Source organism: Mycobacterium sp. GA-2829, assembly GCF_001499965.1.
Taxonomy (GTDB): domain Bacteria; phylum Actinomycetota; class Actinomycetes; order Mycobacteriales; family Mycobacteriaceae; genus Mycobacterium.
In genome coordinates this window covers 1-23,129 of the sequence record NZ_LQIT01000015.1, presented here as the reverse complement: position 1 = coordinate 23,129, position 23,129 = coordinate 1, and the positions used below count along the sequence as shown (strand labels likewise).

Sequence of the window (23,129 nt, the reverse complement as noted above, 5' to 3'; positions counted from 1 at the left end):
GCGAACCTTAGGACGTGTTCGACCGCGTCCGCGCGGGTACGCCATGAACTGCGTCGGAGAAAGGACCACATATGCCAAACGAGCTCAAGGGCCGCAAGATCGCCATCCTCGCCGCGGACGGCGTGGAGAAGGTCGAACTCGAACAGCCGCGCGCCGCGGTGGAGACCGCGGGCGGACAGGTCGAACTGCTGTCGGTCGCGTCCGGTGAGATCGAGGCGCGCAACCACGACCTCGAACCCGCGGGCAAGTTCGACGTGGACCGCCCGGTGGCCGAGGTCAGCGTCGACGACTTCGACGGCCTGATCCTGCCCGGCGGCACGGTCAACCCCGACAAGCTGCGGATCGACGAGAAGGCCGTCGCCTTCGTCCGTGACTTCGTGCGCTCCGGCAAGCCGGTCGCCGCGATCTGCCACGGTCCGTGGACGCTGGTGGAGGCCGACGTCGTGCGGGACCGCACGCTGACGTCGTACCCGAGCATCCGCACCGACCTGCGCAACGCCGGCGCCACGGTCGTCGACCAGCAGGTCTGCATCGACGGCAACCTCATCACCAGTCGGTCGCCGAAGGATCTGCCCGCCTTCTGCCAGGCGATCACCGATCAGTTCGCCAACACCCCCGCCCACACCTGAGCCGGCCGATGACATCGGTGGTGATCGTCGGCAGCGGATTCACCGGCTTCGAGTGCGCGCGGCACCTCGCCAAACGCCTGCGCCGGAACCAACCACCCGGCAGTGAGCCGGTCGAGATCACGCTGATCTCCCCGGTCGACTACATGCTCTACACCCCGCTGCTGCCGGACGTGGCCGGCGGGCTGGTCGACGCACGGTTCGTCACCATCCCGCTGGCCAACAGCCTGCGCGGGGTGCGGGCCGTGCGCGGCCGCGTCGACGACGTCGACTTCGACCAGCAGACGGTGTCGTTCACCGACCCTGAGGGGCGGGTGCGCAGCATGCCCTGGGACCGGTTGGTGCTGACCCCGGGTTCGGTGACGCGGCTGTTCGACGTGCCCGGGCTGGCCGAACACGCCCGCGGCCTCAAGTCGACCGCCGAAGCGCTGTACCTGCGCGACCACGTCCTCGAGCAGCTCGAGCTGGCCAACATCGACGACGACCCCGCCCTGGCCGCGGCCCGGCGGACCATCGTCGTGGTCGGCGCCTCCTACTCCGGCACCGAACTGGCGGTCCAGCTGCGGGCGCTCGCCGACGCCGCGGGCCAGCAGATGGGCTTCGACCCCGACAGCGTGCGGTTCGTCCTGCTCGACCTCGCCGAACAGGTGATGCCCGAAGTGGGCGAGAAGCTCGGTGCGGCCGCCCAGCGGGTGCTCAAGGACAAGGGCATCGACGTGCGGCTCGGCGTCACGCTCGAAGAGGTGCATCCCGACCACGTTTTGCTCACCGACGGCACCCGCATCGACACCCACACCGTCGCATGGGTCACCGGGGTCACCGGCGCACCGCTGATCGAGAAGCTCGGCCTGCCGACCGAGAAAGGCCGGCTCAAGGTCGACGCGGACCTGCAGGTGCCCGGCCATCCGGGGGTGTTCGCCGCGGGCGACGCGGCCGCAGTCCCGGATCTCACGCAGTCCGGGGCCATCACCCCGCCGACGGCGCAGCACGCGACGCGGCAGGGAAAGGTGTTGGCGCGCAACGTCGCAGCGAGTCTCGGCTACGGCACCAAGAAGCTCTACAAGCACCGCAACATGGGCCTGGTGGTCGATCTGGGCCCGCGGTACGCGGTTGCCAACCCGCTCGGCGTGCGGTTGTCCGGGTTCCCGGCCAAGGCGGTCACCCGCGCCTACCACCTCTACGCCATCCCGCGGTTCGTCAACCGCTGGGCGGTGTCGCTGGCCTACCTGACCGACGTGTTCTTCGCCAGATCGGTGGTGTCGATCGGGTTGTCGTCGGCCGACGACGCCCGGTTCTCGGCCAGCGAGGGCATCCCCATGCCGAAAGCGGACTGATTCAAAGTTCCCGCAGCGGGAACAGTACTGGCATGGCTACCTACCGTGTCTTGAATCCGAAGGGCGATGTCGTCGAGACCAAGGACATCGAGAGCGCCGACGATGCGCACGCCTGGTTCGTGGAGCAGGTGCCCGGCAACGAACTCGGCTACCGGATGGAAGTCAAGGTCGAGGGCGACCGGTGGGACTTCGTCGACGACAGCGAGGGTGACCGCTCGTATTAAACGGTGCCCAAACTCAGTGCGGGAGTGCTGCTCTACCGCATCGTCGACGGCGCGCTCGAGGTGCTGCTCGGACATCCGGGCGGACCCTTCTGGGTGCGCCGCGACGACGGCGCCTGGTCGATCCCCAAGGGGGAGTACACCTCCGACGAGGACCCGTGGGTGGCGGCGCAACGGGAGTTCACCGAGGAACTCGGCGCGCCGGTTCCACCGGGCGAACCGCTGCGGCTCGAGCCGGTGAAGCAGGCGGGCGGCAAGATCGTCACCGTGTTCGCCGTCCGCGGTGACTTCGATCCGGCCACCGCGGTGAGTAACACCTTCAGCATCGAATGGCCAAGAGGCTCAGGCACATTGCGTGAATTCCCGGAGATCGACCGGGTCGCCTGGTTCCCGATGGACACGGCGCGGACGAAACTGCTCGCCGGTCAGCGGCCGGTGCTCGACGAACTGATCGCCGCCGTGAGCCACGGATAGGTCAGGGCCCCAACTCGTTGCTGCGCCGGATCTCCTCGCGGCATTCGCGGCGGGTCATCCCGGTCTGCTGCATGCACACCCGCACCGGTGACTCCTGCGCGAACGGCAGCACCTCCTCGGTGGGCGCCACGGTCACCGTCGGTTCGGGGACGTCCCCGGGGGTGAGCGACCAGATCGTGGCACCGGTGGACTGCAGGGATTCGCAATACGCCGTGCTGCCGTCGGCCGTGGTCGACGTCGTGCCGACGCCCGAGCAGTCCGCGCCGATGACCGCGGGCGCGGCCGTCGTCGGGGTAGGTGCGGCCGTGGTGGTGCTCGTCGTCGGGGGCGGGGCGGCAGTGGGCCGCTCATCGTCGGCGCGCTGGAACTCCACGACCGCCACCACCACCGCGATGATCAACAGCACGGCCAGCACCGCCGGCACCAGCACCGCGGGACGCAGCAGCGGACGGCGCGACGACGGTTCCGGTTGCGTTTGCGGGACGGTCGGGATCCACGCCTGCGTCGCACCGGGATCGTTGCCGGCGAGATGGTGTTCGAGGGCGCGGGCGAAATCCGCACACCGCGCGAAGCGGTCCTTCGGGTCCTTGGCCAGCGCGCGGGCGAACACGTCGTTCGCGGCGGCGAGTTCGGTGCGGTGCGCACCTGGAGCCGGCGGCGACGCCGACAGGTGCTGGCTGATCACCACCGCCGGATTGGAATGCTCGAACGGCGGCTTGCCGGTGAGCAGGTGGAAGGCCGTGGCCGCCAACGCATACTGGTCGGCGCGTCCGTCCAGCTCGCCACCCATGAGCTGCTCTGGGGCGGCGTAGGAGACGGTGCCGACAGTCATGTTCGTCTCGGTGAGCCCGCTGATGTCGTTGACCCAGCGGGCGATCCCGAAGTCGGCCAACATGATCCGCTGCTCATCTCGCGCGACGAGGATGTTGGCCGGTTTGACGTCGCGGTGCAGCAGCCCGCGCTGGTGGGCGTAATCGAGTGCGTCGGCGACCGCGTGGACGACCTTGACGACCTCCTCGGCGGGCATCCCGTCGGGATGGCGCTCGCGCAGCAGCCGGGCCGCGTCGGTACCCGCGACGAAGTCCATCGAGATCCACAGTTGACCCTCGTACTCGCCGCGGTCGTGCACGCCGACGATGTGTGGATGCCACAGAGTCGCGGCGATATCGGCTTCCCGGTTGAACCGCTCTCGGTACTCGTCGTCCGCTGATACGGTCGCGGGCAGCACCTTCAGTGCGTCGCGCCGGGGGAGACGCGGATGGCGGGCCAGGTACACCTCGCCCATCCCGCCGGACCCCAGCAGTCGCTCGATGGTGTACCCCGCGAACGTCGCCCCCTCGCCCAACGGCATGGCGCGATAGTACAGATGGACACGACCGAAGGGCAGGCCAGTGGCAACGCTTCACGTCGGCGGGCAACCGCTACCCGGCACGTTCACCAACCACTTCCTGGCGCACCTGCAGGTGGCCGCGGCGGCGCGGTTCGCCGCCGGGAAGGGGTTCTTCCTCACCACCGCCCAGCGGGGTGAGGACGGTGTCGAGCAGACCGTGAGCCACTGGCTGCACCCGAGCGTGCCGCTCGGCTTCGGCTACGACGTGACCGACGATGGCGGCGCCCACGTCGCGCCGGTGACGCTCGACCACACCGAGATCGAGGAGATCACCGCCGCCATGGACTCACCCAACGGCGTGCGTGGCAGCGACGGCCTGTGGTGGCCGTTCGCCGAACACGGCTGACCGTCACAGGTCCAGCGTCAACCGCTCACCCTGCTGCGCGCGGGACACGCAGGTCAGCATCATCCCGGCGGCCCGCTCCGGATCGGTGAGCAGCGTGTCCCGGTGGTCGACCGTTCCGTCGAGCACCCGGGTGCGGCAGGTGCCGCAGAACCCCTGACGGCATGAGTAGGCGGTGTGCACCCCCGACCGGTTCAACGCGGCGAGCAGCGTCTCGTCGGCCGCCACCGCCACCGTCGCCCCGGTCGAGGCGACCGTGACCTCGAACGGCGCACCGTCGACGACGGGCGGGGCGGCGAACCGCTCGAAGTGCAGTTCGACATCGGCGCGGTCGGCCAGTGCCGCACGCACCGCGGTGAGCATCGGGGCCGGACCGCACGCGTACACCGTTGTGCCCGAGGGGCATTCACCGAGCAGATCGGCCGCGCTCGGTAGGCCGTGCACGTCGTCGGTATGCACCAGGACGCGCCCGCCGTACGCCTCGACCTCGTCGAGGAAGGGCAGGCTGGCGCGGCTGCGGCCGGCGTAAGTCAGCGTCCACGGCACCTCGTACCGCTGCGCGAGCGCCAGCATCGGCAGGATCGGGGTGATGCCGATACCGCCCGCGACGAAGTGCAGGCGCTCGCCGGGGGATCCGTATCCGGGCAGGGTGAGCGGAAAAGCGTTGCGGGGGCCGTGAGTTCGCACGGTGGCGCCCTCGCGCAACTGTTCGTGGACTTCGACCGAGCCGCCGCCGCCGTCGGGGATCCGGCGGCACGCGATGCGGTAGCTGTCCCGTACGCCCGGGTCGCCGCACAGCGAGTACTGCCGCAGGCGCCCGCTGGGCAGCTGCAGGTCGAGGTGTGCCCCCGGATGCCACGCCGGCAGCGCACCCCCGTCGGCGGCGGTGAGTGTCAGCGCGATGACGTCCTGATCGCGGGCGACCACACGCCGGTCCGCCACGGTGAGCGGGATGACCGGGGCCTCGCGCTGCGGTGCGGAGATGTCGCGCATGCGCCCCGACAGCGCCCACATCGCGGAGATCGCGGTGTCGGCCATTGCGATCGCGAGGTCGTGGCGCAGCCGGCCGAACGCGCTCGGCGGCGCCTGGCGCCATCGGCCCGGCAGTGCCATCTACAGGTGGGCGGCCCGCGCCGCCGGTGAGGTCGCCAGATACGCGACGGCCTGCGCCGTCGACCCCATCTGGTCGGGGGTGAAACCAGGCCGGAAGTACATCAACGTGTTGGCGCCGAACAACTTCCGGTACCGGGGCAGCAGGCCCAGTTTCGAGTCCCGCATGCGGAGCCGGTTGAAGCGCCACCACCCGATGTCGGTGTTCGGATCCCGTTTGACCAGATACCACGCCGCCCGCTGGAAGAACACGAAGATCATCACCACCGCGATCGACATGGCGCGGATCCGGTCGAGGTAGCTGTCGTGGAAGTACACCGCGACGTCGTGCGCGACGCTGCGGTGCTCGACCTCCTCACTGCCGTGCCAGCGGAACAGGTCCACCATCGTCGGGTCGGCGCCGAAGTCGTCCCACGCGCAGTTCAGCGCGAAATCGCCCATCACGGCGGTGTAGTGCTCGATGGCCGCGATCAGCCACAGCCGGTCGCACAGATGATTGAGCCTGCGTTTCGGATCCGCGGAGGTGTCCGGAGCGAGCATGCGGCCGAATACGTACTCGATCTGCGCCAGCACCGGATGCGGATCGATGCCGCGGTTCTCCAGGTACTCGTGCAGCACCTGCTCGTGCACGTCGGCGTGGGTGGCCTCCTGGCCGATGAACCCGCGCATGTCCTCGGCCAGCCGGGGATCGCGTACCAGCGGCAGCGCCTCGTTGAACGTGTCGACGAACCAGCGTTCGGCGGCGGGCAGCACGACGTTGAGGAGGCTGACCACATTCGAGGCGACGGGGTGACCGGGAATCCAGTGCAGGTCGGCGCCCGTGACGTCGAAGGCCACGCGGCGGGCTTGGATCTGGACGGGTCCGGGGTCGACTTCCACCGCGAACCGGCGGGGTCGCAGCATGGCACCTCCCTGTCGCCAGCTCTGATGGCCCTGATGTTCCGCAGTTTACGACGGTATGTGGGAACGCAGGTTTCGGCTATCCCCCCGGCGTCAATACGACGTGCCATGGCTGGGATCAGCGACGTTCTCCAATGGGCCAAACACCAGGTGTCCTCCCGGGTCCCGAATGCGGATATGGATCAGCGCGATTCGGACTACATCCGCGAGCAGCTGCCCGGTACCTGGCTGCTGGCGTCGCTGTACTTCCGCGCCGACGTGCGCGGGCTGGACCGCATCCCCGCCGACGGGCCGGTCCTGCTGGTCGGCAACCACAGCGGGGGCAACATCCCGCCCGACACGTTCGTGTTCACATTGGCGTTCTGCTCGTACTTCGGGGTCGAGCGGCCGTTCTACCAACTGGCGCACAACCTCGTGGTCTCCGCGCCGGGGCTGGGCTGGCTGCGCAAGTTCGGCACGATCGCGGCCAACCACGACAACGCCCGGATGGCGCTGGAGTCCGGGGCCGCGCTGCTGGTCTATCCCGGCGGCGACTACGAGGTGTTCCGTCCGTCATGGGAGCGTCACCGCGTCGACTTCGGCGGCCGCAAGGGCTACGTGAAGCTGGCCCGCGAGGCAGGCGTGCCCATCGTGCCGGTCGCCAGCGTCGGCGGGCAGGAGGCGGCGCTGTTCCTCGACCGTGGCCAGTGGCTGGCCCGGCTGCTGATGGTCGACAAGCTGGCGCGGCTCAAGAGCGTCCCCATCCTGCTGGCGCCGCCGTGGGGGCTGGTGATCAGCGACCTGATCCCGCGGCTGCCGCTGCCGACCAAGATCGTCATCGAGGTGCAGGAGCCCATCGACGCCTCCGACATCGCCGACGCCGACGACGACGTCATCAACGACAAGGTCGTGGCAAGCCTGCAGGACGGGGTGGACCGACTGGCCGCGGAACGACGATTCCCGGTGCTGGGCTAGGGGTGAGGCGATGAGGCTGGAACGGAAGTGCGTCCTCGACGCCGACCGCGACGCGGTGTGGAAGGTCGTCAGCAACCCGGACTGCTATCCGGAGTTCATGGCGAGCCTTGAGCGATGGGAGACCGTCACCGAGGGGCCCGCCGACGTCGGGTCCCGGTTCACCGCGCACTGGAAGGTGGGCTCGGTGCCCATCGGCGGCGTCGTCGAGATCGTGGAGTTCGACGCGCGACGGGACCTGGCGTGGATCGGGATCACCGGGGTGACCCTGCGCGGCCGCTTCCGGTTGCGGGACGCCAACGACGGCCGGACCAAGGTGACGTTCCGGCTGTCCTACGAGGCGCCGGGCGGGGTGCTGGGCCTGATCGCCGACTGGGTGGCGGCACGTCAGGTGGGACGCACGATGTCCGAGACCCTCAAACGACTCAAGAAGATGGTGGAGGGCTGAACATGGCCGCAGACAGACTGGCCCTGGTCACAGGCGCCTCGACGGGGATCGGATTCGAACTGGCAAAACTGTTCGCCCGCGACGGGTACGAGCTGGTGATCGCCGCCGACGAAGCGCAGATTCACGTTGCGGCGCAGGAACTTTCGCGAATCGGCCGGAAGGTGACGCCCGTCGAGGTGGATCTGCGCACCGAGGACGGCGTCGCCTCGCTCTACGAGAAGGCCACCGCCGACGGGCGCCACCTCGACGCGGCGGCGATCAACGCGGGCATCGGGCGGGCGGGCCGGTTCGTCGACGGCGATCTGCGGGAGGACCTCGCGATCGTCGACCTCAACGTGCGCTCCACGGTCCATCTCGCGCGATTGGTGTTGGGGGACATGGCCGACCGCGGCAGCGGACGGGTGCTGTTCACGTCGTCGACCGTCGCGGCGATGCCGGGGTCCTACCAGAGCATGTACAACGCGTCGAAGTCGTTCGTGCAGAGCTTCGCCGAGGCGCTGCACGACGAGATGCGCGACACCGGGGTGACCGTCACCGCGCTGATGCCCGGGCCCGTGGACACCGAATTCTTCACGCGCGCCAAGATGCGCAACACCCCGATCGGCGGTCTGCTGCCCAAGGACGACCCCGCCGCCGTCGCCCGCCAGGGCTATGAGGCGATGCTGCGCGGCGACCGCAAAGTGGTGGCGGCATCACTGATGTCGAAGGCGCTGGGTGCGGCGAACACGGTGCTACCCGACGCCGTCAAGGCGCGGATGAACCGGCTCATCGCGCGGCCGATGAATCGCTGAGGTCAGCCGACCGGCGGGGGTGTCCCCGCGCCCGGCGCCCCCTGGATCGGCACGATCGGGGTGGGCGTGACGGTGGTGATGCCGTTGGAGCCGACGCGCGGACCCCCGGCGGGCTGGGTCGCCTTGAGGCGGTCGGCGGCGGCCTGGCTGCAGTCCAGCATCAGGATCATCTTGCCCGCGGAGGTCAGCTTCTGGCTGTCCACCAGGCAGTTCGACTGCTGCAACACACTGCCGAACGAGCCGCCGAAGGTGGCCTTGACACCCTGCGCACGCAGGATCTGCATCGCCTTGCCGTACGGCTCGCCGACGACGTTGTAGCTGCCGCCCGGCTGGGACGCGGCCACACCCGTGCTGATCACGACTGCGGCTCCGGCGGCGAGCACTCCCGCGCCGAGCGTCACGAGCTTCTTCAACATGGCCTCCGTCGGTTGTGGTGCGGTGCGAACATATCGCAGCGGTGTCGAATGTGAAACCGGAGCAGAGGCCCCAGGCGTTACATCCGCCTCACTGCTCCGGGTGCACCAACGACCCCATGACGGCACCGAGAGCGGCCGCCCTCGGGTCGGTGAACACGTCTTCGACGAGGCGTTGCCGCCCGTCCGGACCGCGCAGCGGCACCCGCCAGTTCGGGTACTCGTCGCTGGTCCCAGGCTGGTTCTGGGTCTTCAGATCACCGACCGCGTCGGCCAGCGACAGCGACAGCAGCTTGGACGGGGTGCGGCCCAGGTACCGGTGCAGCGCCGGGATCACCGTGTCGGGATCGGGGTCGGTGTTCTGGTCGCCGTCGGGGAGCAGGCCGACCCGGCGCAGTTCGGACAGCCATGCGGCCTGCGCCTCACGGTCGTCGGCGAGCTCCTCGTCGGCGGGACGGGTGAGCAGGCCCAGCTCGTCGCGCAACCGGACGTGTTCGCCGGCCAGGTAGCCGGCGGTCGGCGGCAGATCGTGCGTCGTCACCGCCGACAGGCAGTACTCCCGCCATCGCTCGGCGGGCAACGGGCCGCCCGCGCCGTCGCGGTCCTGTTCGAACCACAGGATCGAGGTGCCGAACAGCCCCCGGTCACGCAGGTAGTCCCGCACCCAGGGTTCGACGGTGCCGAGGTCCTCCCCGACCACGACCGCGCCGGCCCGGTGCGCCTCGAGCGCGACGATGCCGATCATCGCCTCGTGGTCGTAGCGGACGTAGGTGCCGTCGGTCGGTTTCGCGCCGCGAGGGATCCACCACAGCCGGAACAGTCCGATGATGTGGTCGATGCGAACGCCGCCCGCGTGCCGCAGCACGGCGTTGACCAGCGCGCGGAACGGTTCGTAGGCATGTTCGACGAGCTGATCGGGCCGCCACGGCGGCTGCGACCAGTCCTGACCGAGCTGGTTGAACTCGTCCGGTGGCGCACCCGCGGTCACCCCGAGTGCCAACGCCTCCTGCAGCGCCCACGCGTCCGCGCCGTTGGGGTCCACCCCGACGGCCAGATCGTGCATGACGCCGATGTCCATCCCCGCGCCGATCGCGGTGGCGTGCGCCGCGGTGAGCTGTTCGTCGAGCTGCCACTGCAACCAGCGGTGGAAGTCGACCTTCTCGGCGTTGGCGGCGGCGAAGGCGGCCACCGCCTCGTTGCGGGGGTGCTGCAGGTCGGTGGGCCAGCCGTGCCAGTCGTTGCCGTACTTCTCGGCCAGCGCGCACCACACTGCGAAGTCGTCGAGGGCGCGGCCCTCCCTGGCCCGGTAACCCGCGTAGGCCAGTTCGCGGCCCGCGGAACGGTCGACCTCGTAGACCGCGGCCAGCGCGGCGCGTTTGGCCCGCCACGCGGAATCGCGGTCGACGAGCTCCTTACGCCGCGCCTTGGCCTGCACCTCGGTGCGGGAACGTCGTAACCGGCCGCGGTGGCGCAGTTCGGCGTACTCCGGGATGGCCTCCGGCCGCAGATAGAGCGGGTTGACGTAGCGGCGGGAGGTCGGCAGGTAGGGCGAGGGTTCCATCGGCGCGGCCGGTGCGGCCGCGTGCAGCGGGTTGACCAGGATGAAACCGGCGCTGTGCCGCGTCGCCGACCACACCGCGAGGTCGGTCAGGTCGGTCAGGTCGCCGACACCCCACGAGCGGTGCGAGCGCACGCTGTACAGCTGGGTCGCCAACCCCCAGCTGCGCCGCGAGCCCAGCCGCGGCGGGACCGGCAGATGGGCGGGGGAGACGATCAGGGGCGCATCCGCGTCGACCGTCCCGCTGCGCATGTGCACCCGGTGGTAGCCGAGCGGCAGGTCGGCGGGCAGTTCGAAGCTCGCCTCGCCGACCAGGCGGCCGTCGAGGTCGAAAGGCGGTGTGTCGTTGGTCAATTGGCGCAGCCCCGAACGGGTCGACCCGTCCTCGAGGGTGACCCAGACCTCGACGTCGTCGCCGTGGGTGACGTGCACCCAGAACGACGACGTGCTGCCGGTGCGGCCCAGCAGGGTGGGCGGTAGCGGTCGCCGCCAGTAGGCGCGGTCGTGCTCGCGGAGCGCGGCGGTGCGTTCGTCCTCGTCGCGGGCCGCGACGCCGAGTGCGTCCAGCACCGAGACCAGCGTCGACTCGGGGACCGCGACCTGCGTACCGGTCCAGTCCTCGTAGTGGGTGGCGACGCCGTGACGGGCGGCGAGTTCGGCCAGGGAGCTCATAGCCGACCATCCTGCCGGTAGCCGAGCGTGGGCGCGGAACGGGAGACCGGAGCTGATGTCATAGCTGGCACGGGCGCAGGGATTCCCGTTCGAAGGGAAAGTAACCGGCGTGGGTATCGTCACGGCCATGGCGTCCGGAGTGCTCGACCAGACCGCGGCGCGGAACCGCCGGGCACGGGTCGCGGTGGCGGCACAGTTCCTCACCAACGGCGCGCTGTTCGCCAACCTGCTGCCGCGGTTCCCGGAGATCAAGACCGACCTCGCGTTGTCGAACACGGTCTACGGCATCACGATCGCGGCGTTCTCCGCGGGTGCGTTCATCGCAGGCCTCACCGCGGGAGCCCTGATCCGGCGGTTCACCTCGGCGAAGGTCGCGGTGACGGGCACCGTCGCGATCGCGGTGTTCGTGTTCGCCGCCGGACTGGCGCCGTCGGCGCTGCTCGTGGGGTGTGCGCTGTTCCTCGCAGGAGCGTCGGACTCGGTGACCGATGTGGCGCAGAACGCGCACGCGCTGCGCCTACAGCGGTACTACGGCCGCTCGATCATCAACTCCGCGCACGCCGTCTGGGCCGCAGGCGCGGTCCTGGGCGGGCTGATGGGCGCCGGGGCCATCGCGTTGCACATCCCGCGGCCGGTGCACCTGGGGGTGTCCGCCGTGATTTTCACGACCGTCGTGCTGGTCGCCTACCGCTTCATGCTGCCGGGCGCCGACCACGACGACCACCCGGCCGCGGCGCAGACCACCAGCACCGGCGCGGGCCGCAAGGTGTACCTCGTCCTGATCGCTCTCGCGCTGATCGCGATCGCCGGGGCGACGGTCGAGGACGCGGGCAGTTCGTGGGCGACGCTGTATCTGCGCGACAGCGTCGGCGCACCGGGCGCCATCGCGGCGTTCGGCTATGTCGCGCTCGTGGCATTCATGTTCGTCGGCCGGCTCCTCGGGGACCGGTTGGTGGACCGGTTCGGCGAGACCACCGTCGCCCGCGCGGGCGGTGCGCTGACCGCCGCCGGAATGGGTGCGGCGCTCGCGTTCCCCAGCGTGCCGACCACGATCGCGGGGTTCGCCGTCGCCGGGCTCGGCGTGGCCACCGCGATCCCGGCCGCCATGCACGCCGCCGACCAACTCCCGGGGCTGCGACCCGGTACCGGGCTGACCATCGTCACGTGGCTGCTGCGGATCGGATTCCTGGCCTCCCCGCCGGTGGTCGGGCTGATCGCCGATTCGACGAGTCTGCGGGTCGGGTTGCTGAGCGTTCCGGCCGCCGGGCTGGTGATCCTGCTGTTCGCCGGCGTGCTCAATGCGCGATTCGGGCGAACTCGATCGTGAGCACACCCGCGACGATCAGCGCGATTCCGGCACCCATCCTGGGGGTGAGGCGCTCCCCGAACAGGAATCGCGCGACCACCGCGACGAGCGCGACACCGCAAGCGGTCCACACTCCGTAGGCGATACCGACCGGCATACCGAGGTGCAGCGTCAACCACAGCAGGTAGAACGACCCGATGTAGCCGGCGACCACGGGCACGATCCAGGTCTTCTTCCGGAACCCTTCGGAGGCACGCAGGCACAACGTCGCGACCACCTCCAGCAGGATGGCGGAGCCCAGAGCGAGATACATCACAGTGCGGCACCCGATTCCGGCCGCGATCCGGATTCGACCAGTAGCACGCCGGCGATGATCAACGCGATACCCGCGGCGATCGGCCAGGTGAACGGATCCCCGAAGATCGCCGCGGCCAGTACCGCGGTGGCCGCGGTGCCCGCAGCGCCCCAGATCCCGTATGCCACACCGATGGACATGCCCTCCCGCAGCACCGCGGTCAGCAGGACGAACGCGCCCAGATAGCCGGCGACCACGACGATCAGCCACCACGAACCGTCCTGGGAGGCCCGGAGGGACAGGGTGGCGGTGACCTCACTGGCGATGGCGGCTGTCAACAGCGCTGGTTTCCGCACTGGGCCAACCTATCCGAAGGCGTGAGTAGCCTGGTCGGAGTGACGACCGAATCAACTGGACGGACGGTGCTCGCCGAGCCCGTCGTCGACACCGCGTACGGACCCGTACGGGGTACCGACGACGGTGCGGTCAAGGCGTGGAAGGGCATCCGCTACGCCGCGGCGCCGGTCGGCGAACTCCGTTGGCGCGCCCCCGAACCGCCGCAGCCGTGGCGCGAGGTCGCCGACGCGCGCCGGGTGGGCCCGGTCTGCCCGCAACCGACCGATCCGCGGATACCGCTGGACCTCGGGGGCGTCCAGGACGAGGACAGTCTGCGGCTCAACGTGTGGGCCCCGTCGGGCACCGAGGCCGGTGACGCCAAACCCGTGATGGTGTGGGTGCACGGCGGCGCGTATGTGCTCGGCTCGGCCAATCAGCCGCTCTACCACGGGCGTGCGCTGGCCACCGGGGGCGACGTCGTGGTCGTGACGATCAACTACCGCCTCGGCGCGTTCGGATTCCTCGACCTGTCGGCCTTCACCACCTCGCGCACCCGGTTCGACACCAACCCCGGTCTGCGTGACGTGCTGGCCGCGCTGCACTGGGTGAAGGACAACATCGCCGCATTCGGTGGCGATCCGGCGCGGGTCACCCTGTTCGGGGAGTCCGCGGGCGGCGGCATCGTCACCACGCTGCTGACGAGTCCTGCTGCGGCGGGGCTGTTCTCGGCGGCCATCGCGCAGAGCTCACCGGCGACGTCGGTGTACACCGCCGAACGGGGCAGGCGCACCGCCGAACAATTCTTCGCGCGCCTCGGTGTCGCGCCCGCCGATGCCGACCGCCTCGTCGACGCACCGATGGCCGCGGTGCTGGCCGCCTCCAAACGCCTCTTCGACGAGGTGCCCGCGAACACCCCGGGCACGCTGGCCTTCGCGCCGATCATCGACGGCGACCTGGTCCCGGATCTGCCCGTCAAGGTGGCCCGCACCGGCGGCTCGCTGCCGGTGCCATTGATCATTGGCACCAACAAGCACGAGGCGGCGCTGTTCCGCTGGATGAAGTCACCGCTGCTGCCGATCACCCCGCAGGCCATCGAGGCGATGTTTGCCGAGATCTCCGCCGAACAGCCCGGTCTGCAACTGCCGTCGGAGGCGGACCTGGTCGGCGCATACCCCGGGTTGCGCGGTAAGGCCAGGGGCATGGGCGTGGCCCGCGACATCGGCTTTCGGATGCCGTCGCTGTGGTTCGCCGAGGGGCACAGCGCCGTCGCGCCGGTGTACCTGTACCGCTTCGACTTCGCCACCCCGGTGCTGCGGCTGGTCCGTCTGGGCGCCGCGCACGCGACCGAACTGCCCTACGTGTGGGGCAATCTCGTGGCGGGCCCGAAGGATCCGACGTTCAAGCTGGGCGGCCTGAAGGCGGGCACCGCGGTCTCGGAGCGGATCCGGCGGCGGTGGACGGGGTTCGCCGCGACCGGGACGCCCGGGGGGTCGCCGCAGTGGCGGCCCTACCGCGCCGACGACCGGGCCACTCTGGTGATCGACAAGGACGACGCCGTGGTCGACGATCTCGACCGCGACGTGCGGACCGCATGGGGCGACGAAGTCCTCAGTTTCTGAGCGGCCGCGGCGGTTAGACTGCCGCCGGAGGTGACGTGATGGGTGCGATCGTCGACGCGATCGGTGCGTTTCTGCAGTTCTTGCCGCCGCAGATGCGGGAACCGGTGCTGTTCGCGATCCCGTTCTTTCTCCTGCTGCTGATCCTGGAGTGGGTCGCCGCGCGCAAGCTCGAACACCTCGAGGCCGACGAGCAGCACCCGCCCGGGTCGTACGTCGCGCGCGACGCGTGGACGAGCCTGGCGATGGGGCTGATCTCGGTCGGCACGATGTCGGTGTGGAAGTTCGGCGCGCTGATCGGCTACGCGGCGCTCTACACCTACGTCGCGCCGTGGCATCTGCCGTCGGACCGGTGGTACACGTGGGTGATCGCGATCGTCGGCGTGGACCTGCTGTTCTACCTCTATCACCGCGTCGCGCACCGGGTCCGGCTGGTGTGGGCCACCCATCAGGCGCACCACTCGAGCGAGTACTACAACTTCGCCACCGCACTGCGGCAGAAGTGGAACAACAGCGGTGAGATCGTGATGTGGCTCCCGCTGCCGCTGTTGGGGGTTCCGCCGTGGATGGTGTTCTTCGGGTTCTCGATCAGCCTCATCTACCAGTTCTGGGTGCACACCGAGCGCATCGGAACGATGTGGCGGCCTTTCGAATTCGTGTTCAACACGCCGTCGCATCACCGCGTGCACCACGGCCGCGACGCCGAGTACCTCGACCGCAACTACGGCGGCATCCTGATCATCTGGGATCGCATGTTCGGCACGTTCCAGCCGGAGATCTTCCGCCCGCACTACGGGCTGACCAAACCGGTGGACACGTACAACATCTGGAAACTGCAGACCCACGAGTACGCGGCGATCGCGCGTGACGTCCGCCGGGCGACGCGCTGGCGTGACCGCATCGGGTACGCCTTCGGCCCGCCGGGATGGCGGCCCGTCGAAAGCCGACACGTGGAGGACAAGGCCGCCGTTCGCGCCTGATTTGGCCGCGGGCGCAGCAAGATGGGGGCCATGGACGTCAAAGAGGTGCTGCTGCCCGGGGTCGGGTTGCGGTTCGAGTTCGACAACCGCGACGGGGACCGCATCGGCGTGGTCGCGCGGCGGACCGGTGACTTCGAGGTGGTGGTCTACCCGCGGGAGGACCCCGACCTGGCCCAGCAGGTGTTCCGGCTGACCGGCGACGAAGCCGAGGCGCTCGCCCAGATCCTCGGCGCACCGCGGATCGCCGAGCGGTTCGCCGACCTCACCCGCGAAGTGCCCGGCCTCAACGCCGGGCAGGTCACGGTCCGTGCGGGCAGCCCGTTCGTCGACAAGCCCCTCGGCGACACCAGGGCCCGCACCCGCACGGGCGCGTCGATCGTCGCGATCGTGCGCGACGAGGAGGTGATGGCCTCGCCCGGCCCGGCCGACCTGCTGCGTGCCGGTGACGTCCTGATCGTCATCGGCACCGAGGAGGGGCTGGCCGGTGTCGAGGCGATCGTCACCCAGGGGCTCGGAGGCGAGGCGCAGTCCGGTCCGCCCGGCCGGGGCTGACCGGTGGAGGTCTCTGCGACGCTGCTGCTCGAGCTCGGCGTCATCCTCGCCGTGCTCACCGCGCTCGGCACCCTCGCCCGCCGCTTCGCGCTGTCGCCGATTCCGCTGTATCTGACGGCCGGGCTGGCGCTGGGAGACGGTGGGTTGGCGCCGGTGCCCGCCGCGGGGGAGTTCGTCGAGACCGGCGCGACGATCGGTGTGGTCCTGCTGCTGCTGACGCTCGGACTGGAGTTCTCGATCGGCGAGTTCGCGACCAGCCTGCGCCGTCATCTGCCGTCGGCGGGTGTCGATTTCGTCCTCAACGCCGCGCCGGGCGCCATCGCCGGCTGGCTGATCGGCCTGGACGGGGTGGGGATCCTGGCGCTGGCCGGGGTCACGTGGATCTCGTCGTCGGGGGTCATCGCACGGCTGTTGTCGGATCTGCGGCGCCTCGGCAACCGCGAGACCCCGTCGGTGTTGTCGATCCTGGTGCTCGAGGACTTCGCGATGGCGGCGTATCTGCCGCTGCTCGCGGTCCTCGCCGCCGGCGGCACCTTCCTGCAGGCGATGCTGGGGATGGCGATCGCGATCACCGCGCTGGTCGCGGCGTTCGTGGTGTCCTACCGGTGGGGCCACCACGTCGGACGGCTGGTCGCGCACCCGGACAACGAGCAGCTGCTGCTGCGCATCCTCGGCCTCACGCTGATCGTCGCGGCGCTGGCGGAGTACATCCACGCCTCGGCCGCGGTCGGCGCGTTCCTGGTGGGGCTGACGCTGACCGGGGAGGCGGCCGAGCGGGCGCGCACCGTGCTGACCCCACTGCGGGATCTGTTCGCGGCGATCTTCTTCCTCGCCATCGGGGTGTCGGTCGAACCTGTCGCGCTGCTGCCGATGTTGCCGGTCGCGTTCGCGCTGGCCGTCGTGACCGCAGGCACCAAGGTGCTCACCGGTCAGTTCGCGGCCCGGCGCGACGGGGTCGGCAGGCCGGGGCAGTTGCGCGCGGGGACGGCGCTGATCGCGCGCGGGGAGTTCTCGTTGGTGATCATCGGGCTCGTCGGCGCCTCGGTGGATTCGCTCGAGGCGGTGGCGACGCCGTACGTGTTCATCCTCGCGATGGTGGGTCCGGTGCTGGCCCGGTTCGCCGGTGGACGGATGCCCGCGCGGCGGCGGCCCGGATAGTCTCCCCGCTGTGCAGACGGTTTTCGATGCGCCGGTCGACGCGACGCTGATCGACCGGGCGCTGGCGCCCAGTGTCTCCGGTTCGATGTGGTTGGACGTGCCGCGGCCGCGGTACGCGCCGCTGTCGGGGGCGGTGACGGCGGACCTCGTCGTGGTCGGTGCGGGTTATACCGGGCTGTGGACCGCGCTGCACGCCGCCGAACGACGGCCCGGCAGCCGCATCGTGATGGTGGAGTCCGACCGCGTCGGATGGGCGGCGTCGGGCCGCAACGGCGGATTCGTCGACGCCAGCCTCACCCACGGCGCGGAGAACGGGAAGTCACGCTGGCCCGACGAGATCGAGCTGCTGGGCCGGCTCGGCATGGAGAACCTCGACGGGATGCAGGCCGACATCGAGCGGCTCGGCCTGGATGTGGAGTGGCAGCGCACCGGGATGTTGACGGTGGCGACCGAACCGCATCAGGTGGCCTGGCTGGCCGACGCCGCGCAGGAGGGTGAGGGCCGCTTCCTCGACGAGGCGGCGGTGCGCGAGGAGGTCCGGTCCCCGACGTACCGCGCCGGGTTGTTCGAAGCGGACAGCTGCGCGATCGTGCACCCGGCCAAACTGGCGCTCGAGTTGGCGCGGGCGGCCACCGAGGCCGGTGTGCAGATCCACGAGCAGACCCCGGCCACGGCCGTTGAGACCCGCGGTTCGACGGTGTGCGTGCGCACGCCCGGCGGTCAGATCACCGCGGACCAGGCCGTGCTCGCGACCAACGTCTTCCCGAGTCTGTTGCGGCGCAACCGTTTTCATACCGTTCCGGTGTACGACTACGTGTTGGCCACCGAGCCGCTGACCGAGGACCAGTTGAAGCGCATCGGCTGGCGGAACCGGCAGGGTGTCGGCGACTGCGCGAACCAGTTCCACTACTACCGCCTCAGCGCCGACAACCGGATCGTCTGGGGCGGGTACGACGCGATCTACCACTTCGGCCGCAAGGTGAAGGCCGCCTACGAGGAGCGGCCGCAGACCTACCGGCGGCTCGCCGCGCACTTCTTCCTCACCTTCCCGCAGTTGTCCGACGTCCGGTTCGACTACCGGTGGGCCGGTGCGATCGACACCAACACCCGGTTCTGCGCGCACTGGGGCCTGGCCCGCGGCGGCCGGATCGCCTACGTCAACGGGTTCACCGGCCTCGGCGTCGCGGCGACCCGGTTCGCCGCCGATGTCTGTCTGGACCGGCTCGAGGGCGCCGACACCCCGCGCACCAGGTTGGAGATGGTGCGCAAGAAGCCGTTGCCGTTCCCACCGGAGCCGTTGGCGAGCATCGGGATCAACGTCACCCGCTGGTCACTCGACCGCGCCGACCATTCGGCCGGTCGGCGCAACCTGCTGTTGCGCACCCTGGATGCGGTCGGGTTGGGGTTCGATTCGTGACCGGATTCTGCGTTGACCGTGATGCTTCCGTAACGTGAGGTGACGCGTCCCCGATAGAGCACACGAGCGGCCACTGATCAGGGGTCGCGCCGCTGTAACCGTCGGGAGGGAGCAGAAGTGCGCCGACACCTGCTGAACGCGATCGCCGCCGTCGCGGCGCCGTTGGCCGCGCTGCTCGCGCCGCTGGCCCCAGCGTCCGCCGACCCGGGCACCGTCGTCTCACCCGGCATGGAGATCCGTCAGGACACCAACCTGTGCACGCTCGGGTTCGTCGACTTGGAGCGGCGGGTCGCCTACACCGCGGGCCACTGCCGGGGCAGCGGACCGGTCAACGACCGCGGCGGCGCCTTCATCGGCGTGCAGACCGCCTACGTCGACAACACCCCCGACGGCACCACCGTCGACGTGAACCACCAGATCTCGGACTGGCAGACCATCGCCCTGGATCCCACGGTGCAGGTCAACAACATCCTGCCCAACGGTCGCGCGCTCGTCGTCGACCCGTCGGTGGTGCCCACGAAGGGGATGCCGGTGTGCCACTTCGGCGTGGTCACCGGAGAGAGCTGCGGCAACATCGAGGCCGTGAACAACGGTTGGTTCACGATGGCCAACGGGGTGGTCAGCCGCAAGGGCGACTCGGGTGGCCCGGTCTACTTCAACGCCCCGGACGGGCGTGCGGTGATCATCGGGATGTTCAACAGCACCTGGGGTCAGTTCCCGGCCGCGGTGTCGTGGCAGGCCGCGACGCAGCAGGCCGGCGAGGCCGTCATCATCACCGCGGGCGCCTGAGCCCTCAGCCGACCAGTTCGAACACCGGGATCGACGGCGCCACGGCGCGGATCTCGTAGTCGCTCGACTGCGGCGTCAGCCCGCCGACGTGCCCCTTGACCTCCCAGTACCAGCGGTCGAGGTAACGCCTCAGCAGCTCCGGCTTGTCGGCGTCGGCGACCTCGGTGAGCCCGACGGTCCTGCGGTCCCAGCGCGATCCGGCCTCGACGGTGCCCGCGACGCGGGCGTTGCGCGCCCACTGGGTGTTGCCGCGGGGTGAGACGACGTAGCGCCTGCCGTCGACCGTCAAGATGTTGACCACGACGCTGCGGAGCTGGCCGGTCTTGCGGCCGCGTACGCGCAGGGCGTGCGATCCGGCGATGCTGATGCCGGCCTCGGCGAGGTGGCGGATGACGGTGTTGCCGGCGCGGGCGAGTGGGCCCGGTTCATCGTAACGAGTGCTCATCGGCGGTCCTTCCGTTTCAGTGAGCGGTGCTCTCTTTCTCACTGTGCACCCGTCTCGGCGATATTGCAAGAGCAGTGCTCTCCGTTTGTGCGAGACTGGCGCCATGGGTGTACGTCAGGACGGCAGAGCGCGGATGGAGGCGCAGATCGTCGAGGTCGGCCGTCGGCATCTGAGCACCGACGGCCCGGCCGGGCTCTCGCTGCGGGCGATCGCGCGCGACCTCGGTGTGGTGTCGTCGGCGGTGTACCGATACGTCAGCAGCCGCGACGACCTGTTGACGTTGTTGCTGATCGACGCCTACTCCGACCTGGCGGCGCGGGTGGACGAGGCTTCGGCCGGTCTGTGGCGGGAGTGGATCCTGCGGATGGCGCACGCCGCGCGGGACTGGGCGGTGTCGGAGCCGGCGCGGTGGGCGTTGCTCTACGGGACACCGGTCCCCGGGTATCGAGCCCCGGCCGAGCGCACCACCGGACCGGGCACCCGGGTGGTCGGCGCTCTGTTCTCCGCGGTGGCCGCCGGTGTGGCGGCGGGGGAGATCGACGGCGGCGGCGTTGTGCCCGAACCGCTTTCGGTGGACTTCGACGGTGTGCGTGCGGAGTTCGGGGTGTCGATCGGCGACGGGGCGATGGCGAAGACGGTCACGCTGTGGGCGGGGCTGGTCGGGGCTATCAGCCTCGAGGTCTTCGGACAGTACGGCGCGGACACGTTCACCGATCCCGCACAGCTCTTCGATCTGCACATCCGGGGGCTGATCGACCTGCTGGCTGACACGCCAAACTAGAACACGTTCTAGCGCGCCGCCGGGGTGGGCGATATTCTCGGACCGATGGCCGACCAGACACCTGTCCAGATCGCCTGGGTGACCCGCGACCTGGACGCCACCGAGCGGGCGTTGTCCACGCTGCTCGGCGCGCGCAAATGGGTGCGGATGCCCGGCGTGCACTTCGGGCCGGACACGTGCCGGTACCGCGGCGCGCCGGCCGACTTCGTCGCCGACGTGTCGCTGAGCTACGCCGGTGACACCCAGCTCGAGGTCATAACGCCCGTGCGCGGCGAGAGTCTCTACACCGAATTCCTCGACCGGAGCGGCCCTGGGCTGCACCACGTCTGCCGCGAGGCCGTCGACGAGGACGCGTTCGCTGCCGCGGTGCGGGAGGCCGAGGCGCACGGCCTGCCGGTCGTCGCGGAGGGCGTGATGGCGGGCGGGATGCGCTTCGCCTATGTCGGCGCGGCGGAGGCCGGTGTGCCATATATCGAAATCGCTTGTCTCACAGACGATATCCGCACGTTCTTCGACTACGTCAAACAGGAGCAGCTGGCATGAGCACCGAGATCCCCGAAACTGTCGCGGCCGGTACGGTCGCCGAGTGGTCGGATGAGGTGGACGTCGTGGTGGTCGGCTTCGGCATCGCCGGAGGCTGCGCCGCGGTGAGCGCCGCCGCGGCGGGAGCCCGGGTACTGGTGCTGGAGAAGGCGGCCGCAGCGGGCGGAACGACGTCGATGGCCGGTGGCCACTTCTATCTCGGCGGCGGCACCGCGGTACAGCAGGCCACCGGCTTCGAGGACAGCGCCGAGGAGATGTACAAGTACCTGGTCGCGATGTCGCGCGAACCGGAGCACGACAAGATCCGCGCGTATTGCGAGGGCAGCGTCGAGCACTTCGACTGGCTGGAGAGCCTGGGTTTTCAGTTCGAGCGCAGCTTCTACCCCGGCAAGGTGGTGGTGCCGCCGGGGACCGAGGGGTTGTCGTACACCGGCAATGAGAAGGTGTGGCCGTTCTGCGAACAGGCCAAGCCGGCCCCGCGTGGTCATTCCGTGCCGGTGCCGGGGGAGTTGGGCGGCGCGGCGATGGTGATCGATCTGCTGGTGAAGCGGGCCGCCGATCTCGGGGTGCAGATCCGGTACGAGACCGGTGTGACCAACCTGGTCGTCGGCGACGACGGCAGCGTGGTGGGCGCGCGGTGGAAGCACTTCGGTGACACCGGTGTGGTGAAGGCGAATGCGGTGATCGTCGCCGCGGGCGGATTCGCGATGAACCCCGACATGGTCGCCGAGCACACCCCGGCGCTCGGTCACAAGCGACGCACGAAGCACCACGGCGAGGTCGAGCCGTACATCCTCGGCAACACCAACGACGACGGGCTCGGCATCCGGATGGGGATCTCTGCCGGTGGAGTGGCCAAGAACCTGGATCAGCTGTTCATCACCGCGGCGGCGTATCCGCCCGAGATCCTGCTCACCGGCGTGATCGTGAACAAGGACGGCGAGCGGTTCGTGGCCGAGGACTCCTACCATTCGCGCACTTCGGCGTTCGTGTTGGAGCAGCCGGATCAGACGGCGTACCTCATCGTCGACGAGGCGCACATGCAGATGCCCGAGATGCCGCTGATCAAGTTCATCGACGGGTGGGAGACCGTCGCGGAGATGGAGGCCGCACTCGAGATCCCTTCGGGCAAGCTGGCTGCGACGCTCGCGCGGTACAACGAGAACGCCGCGCGCGGTGAGGACCCGGATTTCCACAAGCAGCCGGAATACGTTGCAGCACAGGACAACGGGCCGTGGGCGGCGTTCGACCTGTCGCTGGGTCGAGCGATGTACTCCGGGTTCACCATGGGCGGGCTCGCGGTGTCGATCGACGGTGAGGTGTTGCGCGAGGACGGTTCTCCGATTCCCGGCCTGTACGCGGCTGGGGCGTGCGCGTCGAACATCGCCCAGGACGGCAAGGGGTATGCCAGCGGTACCCAGCTGGGTGAGGGGTCGTTCTTCGGCCGGCGCGCCGGGTCGCATGCGGCGTCGCATACTCAGCGCGGCTAGAACGGGGGAGGTTCGTCGTGTTCGGCGTTCACCTGCGTGCTGCCGAAAAGGTCGGCGAGACAATCTGATTCGTCGTCAATTTTCGGTGGCGGTGGCCTGTACTGGTCGAGGTGGGCCTGGTTGCGCGCGCGTTCGGCGGCGATGTGAGCGCGGCGTTCGGCGGCGCGGGTGCGGCGGCGTCTGGGCATCT

General features: G+C 69.8%; 26 protein-coding genes and 1 pseudogene. 18 read left to right on the top strand and 9 right to left on the bottom strand.

Features of this window, described 5'->3' with window-relative positions:
- Positions 1-71: 71 nt before the first annotated feature.
- The 4 genes from AU194_RS11140 to AU194_RS11125 are packed head-to-tail and all read left to right on the top strand — an operon-like array spanning position 72 to position 2,655.
- The gene (locus AU194_RS11140; RefSeq protein ID WP_059089304.1) at positions 72-629 is read left to right on the top strand and encodes a type 1 glutamine amidotransferase domain-containing protein; all 558 of its coding nucleotides are present in this window, start codon (positions 72-74) and stop codon (positions 627-629) included.
- Positions 630-637: 8 nt separating this feature from the next.
- Positions 638-1,960, top strand: coding sequence for an NAD(P)/FAD-dependent oxidoreductase (locus AU194_RS11135; protein WP_059089303.1), 1,323 nt, complete (start codon positions 638-640; stop codon positions 1,958-1,960).
- A gap of 32 nt (positions 1,961-1,992) precedes the next feature.
- Complete coding sequence (locus AU194_RS11130) at positions 1,993-2,184, top strand: hypothetical protein (RefSeq protein WP_059089302.1); 192 nt, start codon at positions 1,993-1,995, stop codon at positions 2,182-2,184.
- Between the two features lie 3 nt (positions 2,185-2,187).
- Positions 2,188-2,655 carry an NUDIX domain-containing protein gene (locus tag AU194_RS11125; RefSeq protein WP_059089301.1) on the top strand — a complete coding sequence of 156 codons (468 nt, stop codon included), beginning with the start codon at positions 2,188-2,190 and terminating at the stop codon, positions 2,653-2,655.
- A gap of 1 nt (position 2,656) precedes the next feature.
- Here AU194_RS11125 and AU194_RS11120 read toward each other — a convergent pair whose 3' ends face one another.
- Positions 2,657-4,006: a serine/threonine-protein kinase gene (locus tag AU194_RS11120; protein WP_059089300.1), complete on the bottom strand. Its 1,350-nt coding sequence runs from the start codon at positions 4,004-4,006 to the stop codon at positions 2,657-2,659.
- A 40-nt stretch (positions 4,007-4,046) separates the two neighbouring features.
- Here AU194_RS11120 and AU194_RS11115 point away from each other — a divergent pair, with 40 nt between their 5' ends.
- Positions 4,047-4,391: a hypothetical protein gene (locus tag AU194_RS11115; RefSeq protein WP_059089299.1), complete on the top strand. Its 345-nt coding sequence runs from the start codon at positions 4,047-4,049 to the stop codon at positions 4,389-4,391.
- A gap of 3 nt (positions 4,392-4,394) precedes the next feature.
- Here the strand turns inward: AU194_RS11115 and AU194_RS11110 are convergent, their stop codons facing one another.
- Together AU194_RS11110 and AU194_RS11105 are read right to left on the bottom strand one after the other, a co-directional pair.
- Positions 4,395-5,501, bottom strand: coding sequence for a PDR/VanB family oxidoreductase (locus tag AU194_RS11110; protein WP_059089298.1), 1,107 nt, complete (start codon positions 5,499-5,501; stop codon positions 4,395-4,397).
- Positions 5,502-6,401, bottom strand: coding sequence for a metal-dependent hydrolase (locus AU194_RS11105; protein WP_059089297.1), 900 nt, complete (start codon positions 6,399-6,401; stop codon positions 5,502-5,504).
- A 105-nt stretch (positions 6,402-6,506) separates the two neighbouring features.
- Here AU194_RS11105 and AU194_RS11100 point away from each other — a divergent pair, with 105 nt between their 5' ends.
- From AU194_RS11100 to AU194_RS11090, 3 genes are read left to right on the top strand one after another with little or no spacing between them, the layout of a single operon-like run.
- Positions 6,507-7,352 (top strand): lysophospholipid acyltransferase family protein, encoded by an 846-nt coding sequence (locus AU194_RS11100; RefSeq protein ID WP_059089296.1) that lies wholly within the window; start codon positions 6,507-6,509, stop codon positions 7,350-7,352.
- A gap of 10 nt (positions 7,353-7,362) precedes the next feature.
- The gene (locus tag AU194_RS11095) at positions 7,363-7,797 is read left to right on the top strand and encodes an SRPBCC family protein (RefSeq protein ID WP_059089295.1); all 435 of its coding nucleotides are present in this window, start codon (positions 7,363-7,365) and stop codon (positions 7,795-7,797) included.
- 2 nt (positions 7,798-7,799) lie between these two features.
- Entirely contained in the window at positions 7,800-8,588 is a 789-nt protein-coding gene (locus AU194_RS11090; RefSeq protein WP_082698592.1) for an SDR family oxidoreductase, read from the top strand.
- Positions 8,589-8,590: 2 nt separating this feature from the next.
- Here the strand turns inward: AU194_RS11090 and AU194_RS11085 are convergent, their stop codons facing one another.
- On the bottom strand, positions 8,591-9,001 hold the full coding sequence (locus AU194_RS11085; RefSeq protein ID WP_059089374.1) for a hypothetical protein: 411 nt from the start codon (positions 8,999-9,001) through the stop codon (positions 8,591-8,593).
- Between the two features lie 91 nt (positions 9,002-9,092).
- Positions 9,093-11,231, bottom strand: coding sequence for a 4-alpha-glucanotransferase (gene malQ / locus AU194_RS11080; RefSeq protein ID WP_059089294.1), 2,139 nt, complete (start codon positions 11,229-11,231; stop codon positions 9,093-9,095).
- Between the two features lie 127 nt (positions 11,232-11,358).
- Here malQ and AU194_RS11075 point away from each other — a divergent pair, with 127 nt between their 5' ends.
- Positions 11,359-12,558 carry an MFS transporter gene (locus tag AU194_RS11075; RefSeq protein ID WP_059089373.1) on the top strand — a complete coding sequence of 400 codons (1,200 nt, stop codon included), beginning with the start codon at positions 11,359-11,361 and terminating at the stop codon, positions 12,556-12,558.
- On the opposite strand, the gene AU194_RS11070 is transcribed toward AU194_RS11075, so the two are convergent.
- A complete protein-coding gene (locus AU194_RS11070; protein ID WP_059089372.1) occupies positions 12,527-12,850 on the bottom strand; it encodes a multidrug efflux SMR transporter in 324 nt (107 codons plus the stop codon). The two genes, AU194_RS11075 and AU194_RS11070, sit on opposite strands and share 32 nt — an antisense overlap.
- Positions 12,850-13,188, bottom strand: a complete 339-nt coding sequence (locus AU194_RS11065; protein WP_059089293.1) for a multidrug efflux SMR transporter — start codon at positions 13,186-13,188, stop codon at positions 12,850-12,852. Before AU194_RS11065 ends, AU194_RS11070 begins: the two co-directional genes overlap by 1 nt.
- A gap of 39 nt (positions 13,189-13,227) precedes the next feature.
- Here AU194_RS11065 and AU194_RS11060 point away from each other — a divergent pair, with 39 nt between their 5' ends.
- From AU194_RS11060 to AU194_RS11035, 6 genes are all read left to right on the top strand, one after another.
- The gene (locus AU194_RS11060) at positions 13,228-14,787 is read left to right on the top strand and encodes a carboxylesterase/lipase family protein (RefSeq protein WP_059089292.1); all 1,560 of its coding nucleotides are present in this window, start codon (positions 13,228-13,230) and stop codon (positions 14,785-14,787) included.
- A 38-nt stretch (positions 14,788-14,825) separates the two neighbouring features.
- A complete protein-coding gene (locus tag AU194_RS11055) occupies positions 14,826-15,764 on the top strand; it encodes a sterol desaturase family protein (RefSeq protein WP_059089291.1) in 939 nt (312 codons plus the stop codon).
- A gap of 30 nt (positions 15,765-15,794) precedes the next feature.
- Entirely contained in the window at positions 15,795-16,316 is a 522-nt protein-coding gene (locus tag AU194_RS11050; RefSeq protein ID WP_059089290.1) for a cation:proton antiporter regulatory subunit, read from the top strand.
- 3 nt (positions 16,317-16,319) lie between these two features.
- The gene (locus AU194_RS11045) at positions 16,320-17,474 is read left to right on the top strand and encodes a cation:proton antiporter (RefSeq protein ID WP_059089289.1); all 1,155 of its coding nucleotides are present in this window, start codon (positions 16,320-16,322) and stop codon (positions 17,472-17,474) included.
- Between the two features lie 10 nt (positions 17,475-17,484).
- Positions 17,485-18,891 (top strand): FAD-binding oxidoreductase, encoded by a 1,407-nt coding sequence (locus tag AU194_RS11040; RefSeq protein ID WP_059089371.1) that lies wholly within the window; start codon positions 17,485-17,487, stop codon positions 18,889-18,891.
- A gap of 117 nt (positions 18,892-19,008) precedes the next feature.
- The gene (locus AU194_RS11035; RefSeq protein ID WP_059089288.1) at positions 19,009-19,680 is read left to right on the top strand and encodes a hypothetical protein; all 672 of its coding nucleotides are present in this window, start codon (positions 19,009-19,011) and stop codon (positions 19,678-19,680) included.
- Positions 19,681-19,684: 4 nt separating this feature from the next.
- Here the strand turns inward: AU194_RS11035 and AU194_RS11030 are convergent, their stop codons facing one another.
- Positions 19,685-20,125 (bottom strand): nitroreductase/quinone reductase family protein, encoded by a 441-nt coding sequence (locus AU194_RS11030; RefSeq protein ID WP_059089287.1) that lies wholly within the window; start codon positions 20,123-20,125, stop codon positions 19,685-19,687.
- 103 nt (positions 20,126-20,228) lie between these two features.
- Here AU194_RS11030 and AU194_RS11025 point away from each other — a divergent pair, with 103 nt between their 5' ends.
- The 3 genes from AU194_RS11025 to AU194_RS11015 are packed head-to-tail and all read left to right on the top strand — an operon-like array spanning position 20,229 to position 22,939.
- Positions 20,229-20,906 (top strand): TetR/AcrR family transcriptional regulator, encoded by a 678-nt coding sequence (locus tag AU194_RS11025; RefSeq protein ID WP_059089286.1) that lies wholly within the window; start codon positions 20,229-20,231, stop codon positions 20,904-20,906.
- A gap of 45 nt (positions 20,907-20,951) precedes the next feature.
- Positions 20,952-21,449, top strand: a complete 498-nt coding sequence (locus AU194_RS11020; RefSeq protein ID WP_059089285.1) for a VOC family protein — start codon at positions 20,952-20,954, stop codon at positions 21,447-21,449.
- Entirely contained in the window at positions 21,446-22,939 is a 1,494-nt protein-coding gene (locus tag AU194_RS11015; RefSeq protein ID WP_059089284.1) for an FAD-binding protein, read from the top strand. The genes AU194_RS11020 and AU194_RS11015 overlap by 4 nt, the downstream gene beginning before the upstream one ends.
- Here AU194_RS11015 and AU194_RS32560 read toward each other — a convergent pair.
- Positions 22,936-23,129: pseudogene (locus AU194_RS32560) on the bottom strand (hypothetical protein); the annotation flags it as partial. The gene AU194_RS11015 and the pseudogene AU194_RS32560 overlap by 4 nt on opposite strands.

Bases quoted from the DNA above. Each gene is read 5' to 3' on its own strand.
- AU194_RS11140 (WP_059089304.1), top strand. From the start codon at position 72: ATGCCAAACGAGCTCAAGGGCCGCAAGATCGCCATCCTCGCCGCGGAC.
- AU194_RS11135 (WP_059089303.1), top strand. From the start codon at position 638: ATGACATCGGTGGTGATCGTCGGCAGCGGATTCACCGGCTTCGAGTGC.
- AU194_RS11130 (WP_059089302.1), top strand. From the start codon at position 1,993: ATGGCTACCTACCGTGTCTTGAATCCGAAGGGCGATGTCGTCGAGACC.
- AU194_RS11120 (WP_059089300.1), bottom strand. From the start codon at position 4,006: ATGCCGTTGGGCGAGGGGGCGACGTTCGCGGGGTACACCATCGAGCGA.
- AU194_RS11110 (WP_059089298.1), bottom strand. From the start codon at position 5,501: ATGGCACTGCCGGGCCGATGGCGCCAGGCGCCGCCGAGCGCGTTCGGC.
- AU194_RS11105 (WP_059089297.1), bottom strand. From the start codon at position 6,401: ATGCTGCGACCCCGCCGGTTCGCGGTGGAAGTCGACCCCGGACCCGTC.
- AU194_RS11100 (WP_059089296.1), top strand. From the start codon at position 6,507: ATGGCTGGGATCAGCGACGTTCTCCAATGGGCCAAACACCAGGTGTCC.
- AU194_RS11095 (WP_059089295.1), top strand. From the start codon at position 7,363: ATGAGGCTGGAACGGAAGTGCGTCCTCGACGCCGACCGCGACGCGGTG.
- AU194_RS11090 (WP_082698592.1), top strand. From the start codon at position 7,800: ATGGCCGCAGACAGACTGGCCCTGGTCACAGGCGCCTCGACGGGGATC.
- malQ (WP_059089294.1), bottom strand. From the start codon at position 11,231: ATGAGCTCCCTGGCCGAACTCGCCGCCCGTCACGGCGTCGCCACCCAC.
- AU194_RS11075 (WP_059089373.1), top strand. From the start codon at position 11,359: ATGGCGTCCGGAGTGCTCGACCAGACCGCGGCGCGGAACCGCCGGGCA.
- AU194_RS11070 (WP_059089372.1), bottom strand. From the start codon at position 12,850: ATGTATCTCGCTCTGGGCTCCGCCATCCTGCTGGAGGTGGTCGCGACG.
- AU194_RS11055 (WP_059089291.1), top strand. From the start codon at position 14,826: ATGGGTGCGATCGTCGACGCGATCGGTGCGTTTCTGCAGTTCTTGCCG.
- AU194_RS11050 (WP_059089290.1), top strand. From the start codon at position 15,795: ATGGACGTCAAAGAGGTGCTGCTGCCCGGGGTCGGGTTGCGGTTCGAG.
- AU194_RS11030 (WP_059089287.1), bottom strand. From the start codon at position 20,125: ATGAGCACTCGTTACGATGAACCGGGCCCACTCGCCCGCGCCGGCAAC.
- AU194_RS11025 (WP_059089286.1), top strand. From the start codon at position 20,229: ATGGGTGTACGTCAGGACGGCAGAGCGCGGATGGAGGCGCAGATCGTC.
- AU194_RS11020 (WP_059089285.1), top strand. From the start codon at position 20,952: ATGGCCGACCAGACACCTGTCCAGATCGCCTGGGTGACCCGCGACCTG.
- AU194_RS11015 (WP_059089284.1), top strand. From the start codon at position 21,446: ATGAGCACCGAGATCCCCGAAACTGTCGCGGCCGGTACGGTCGCCGAG.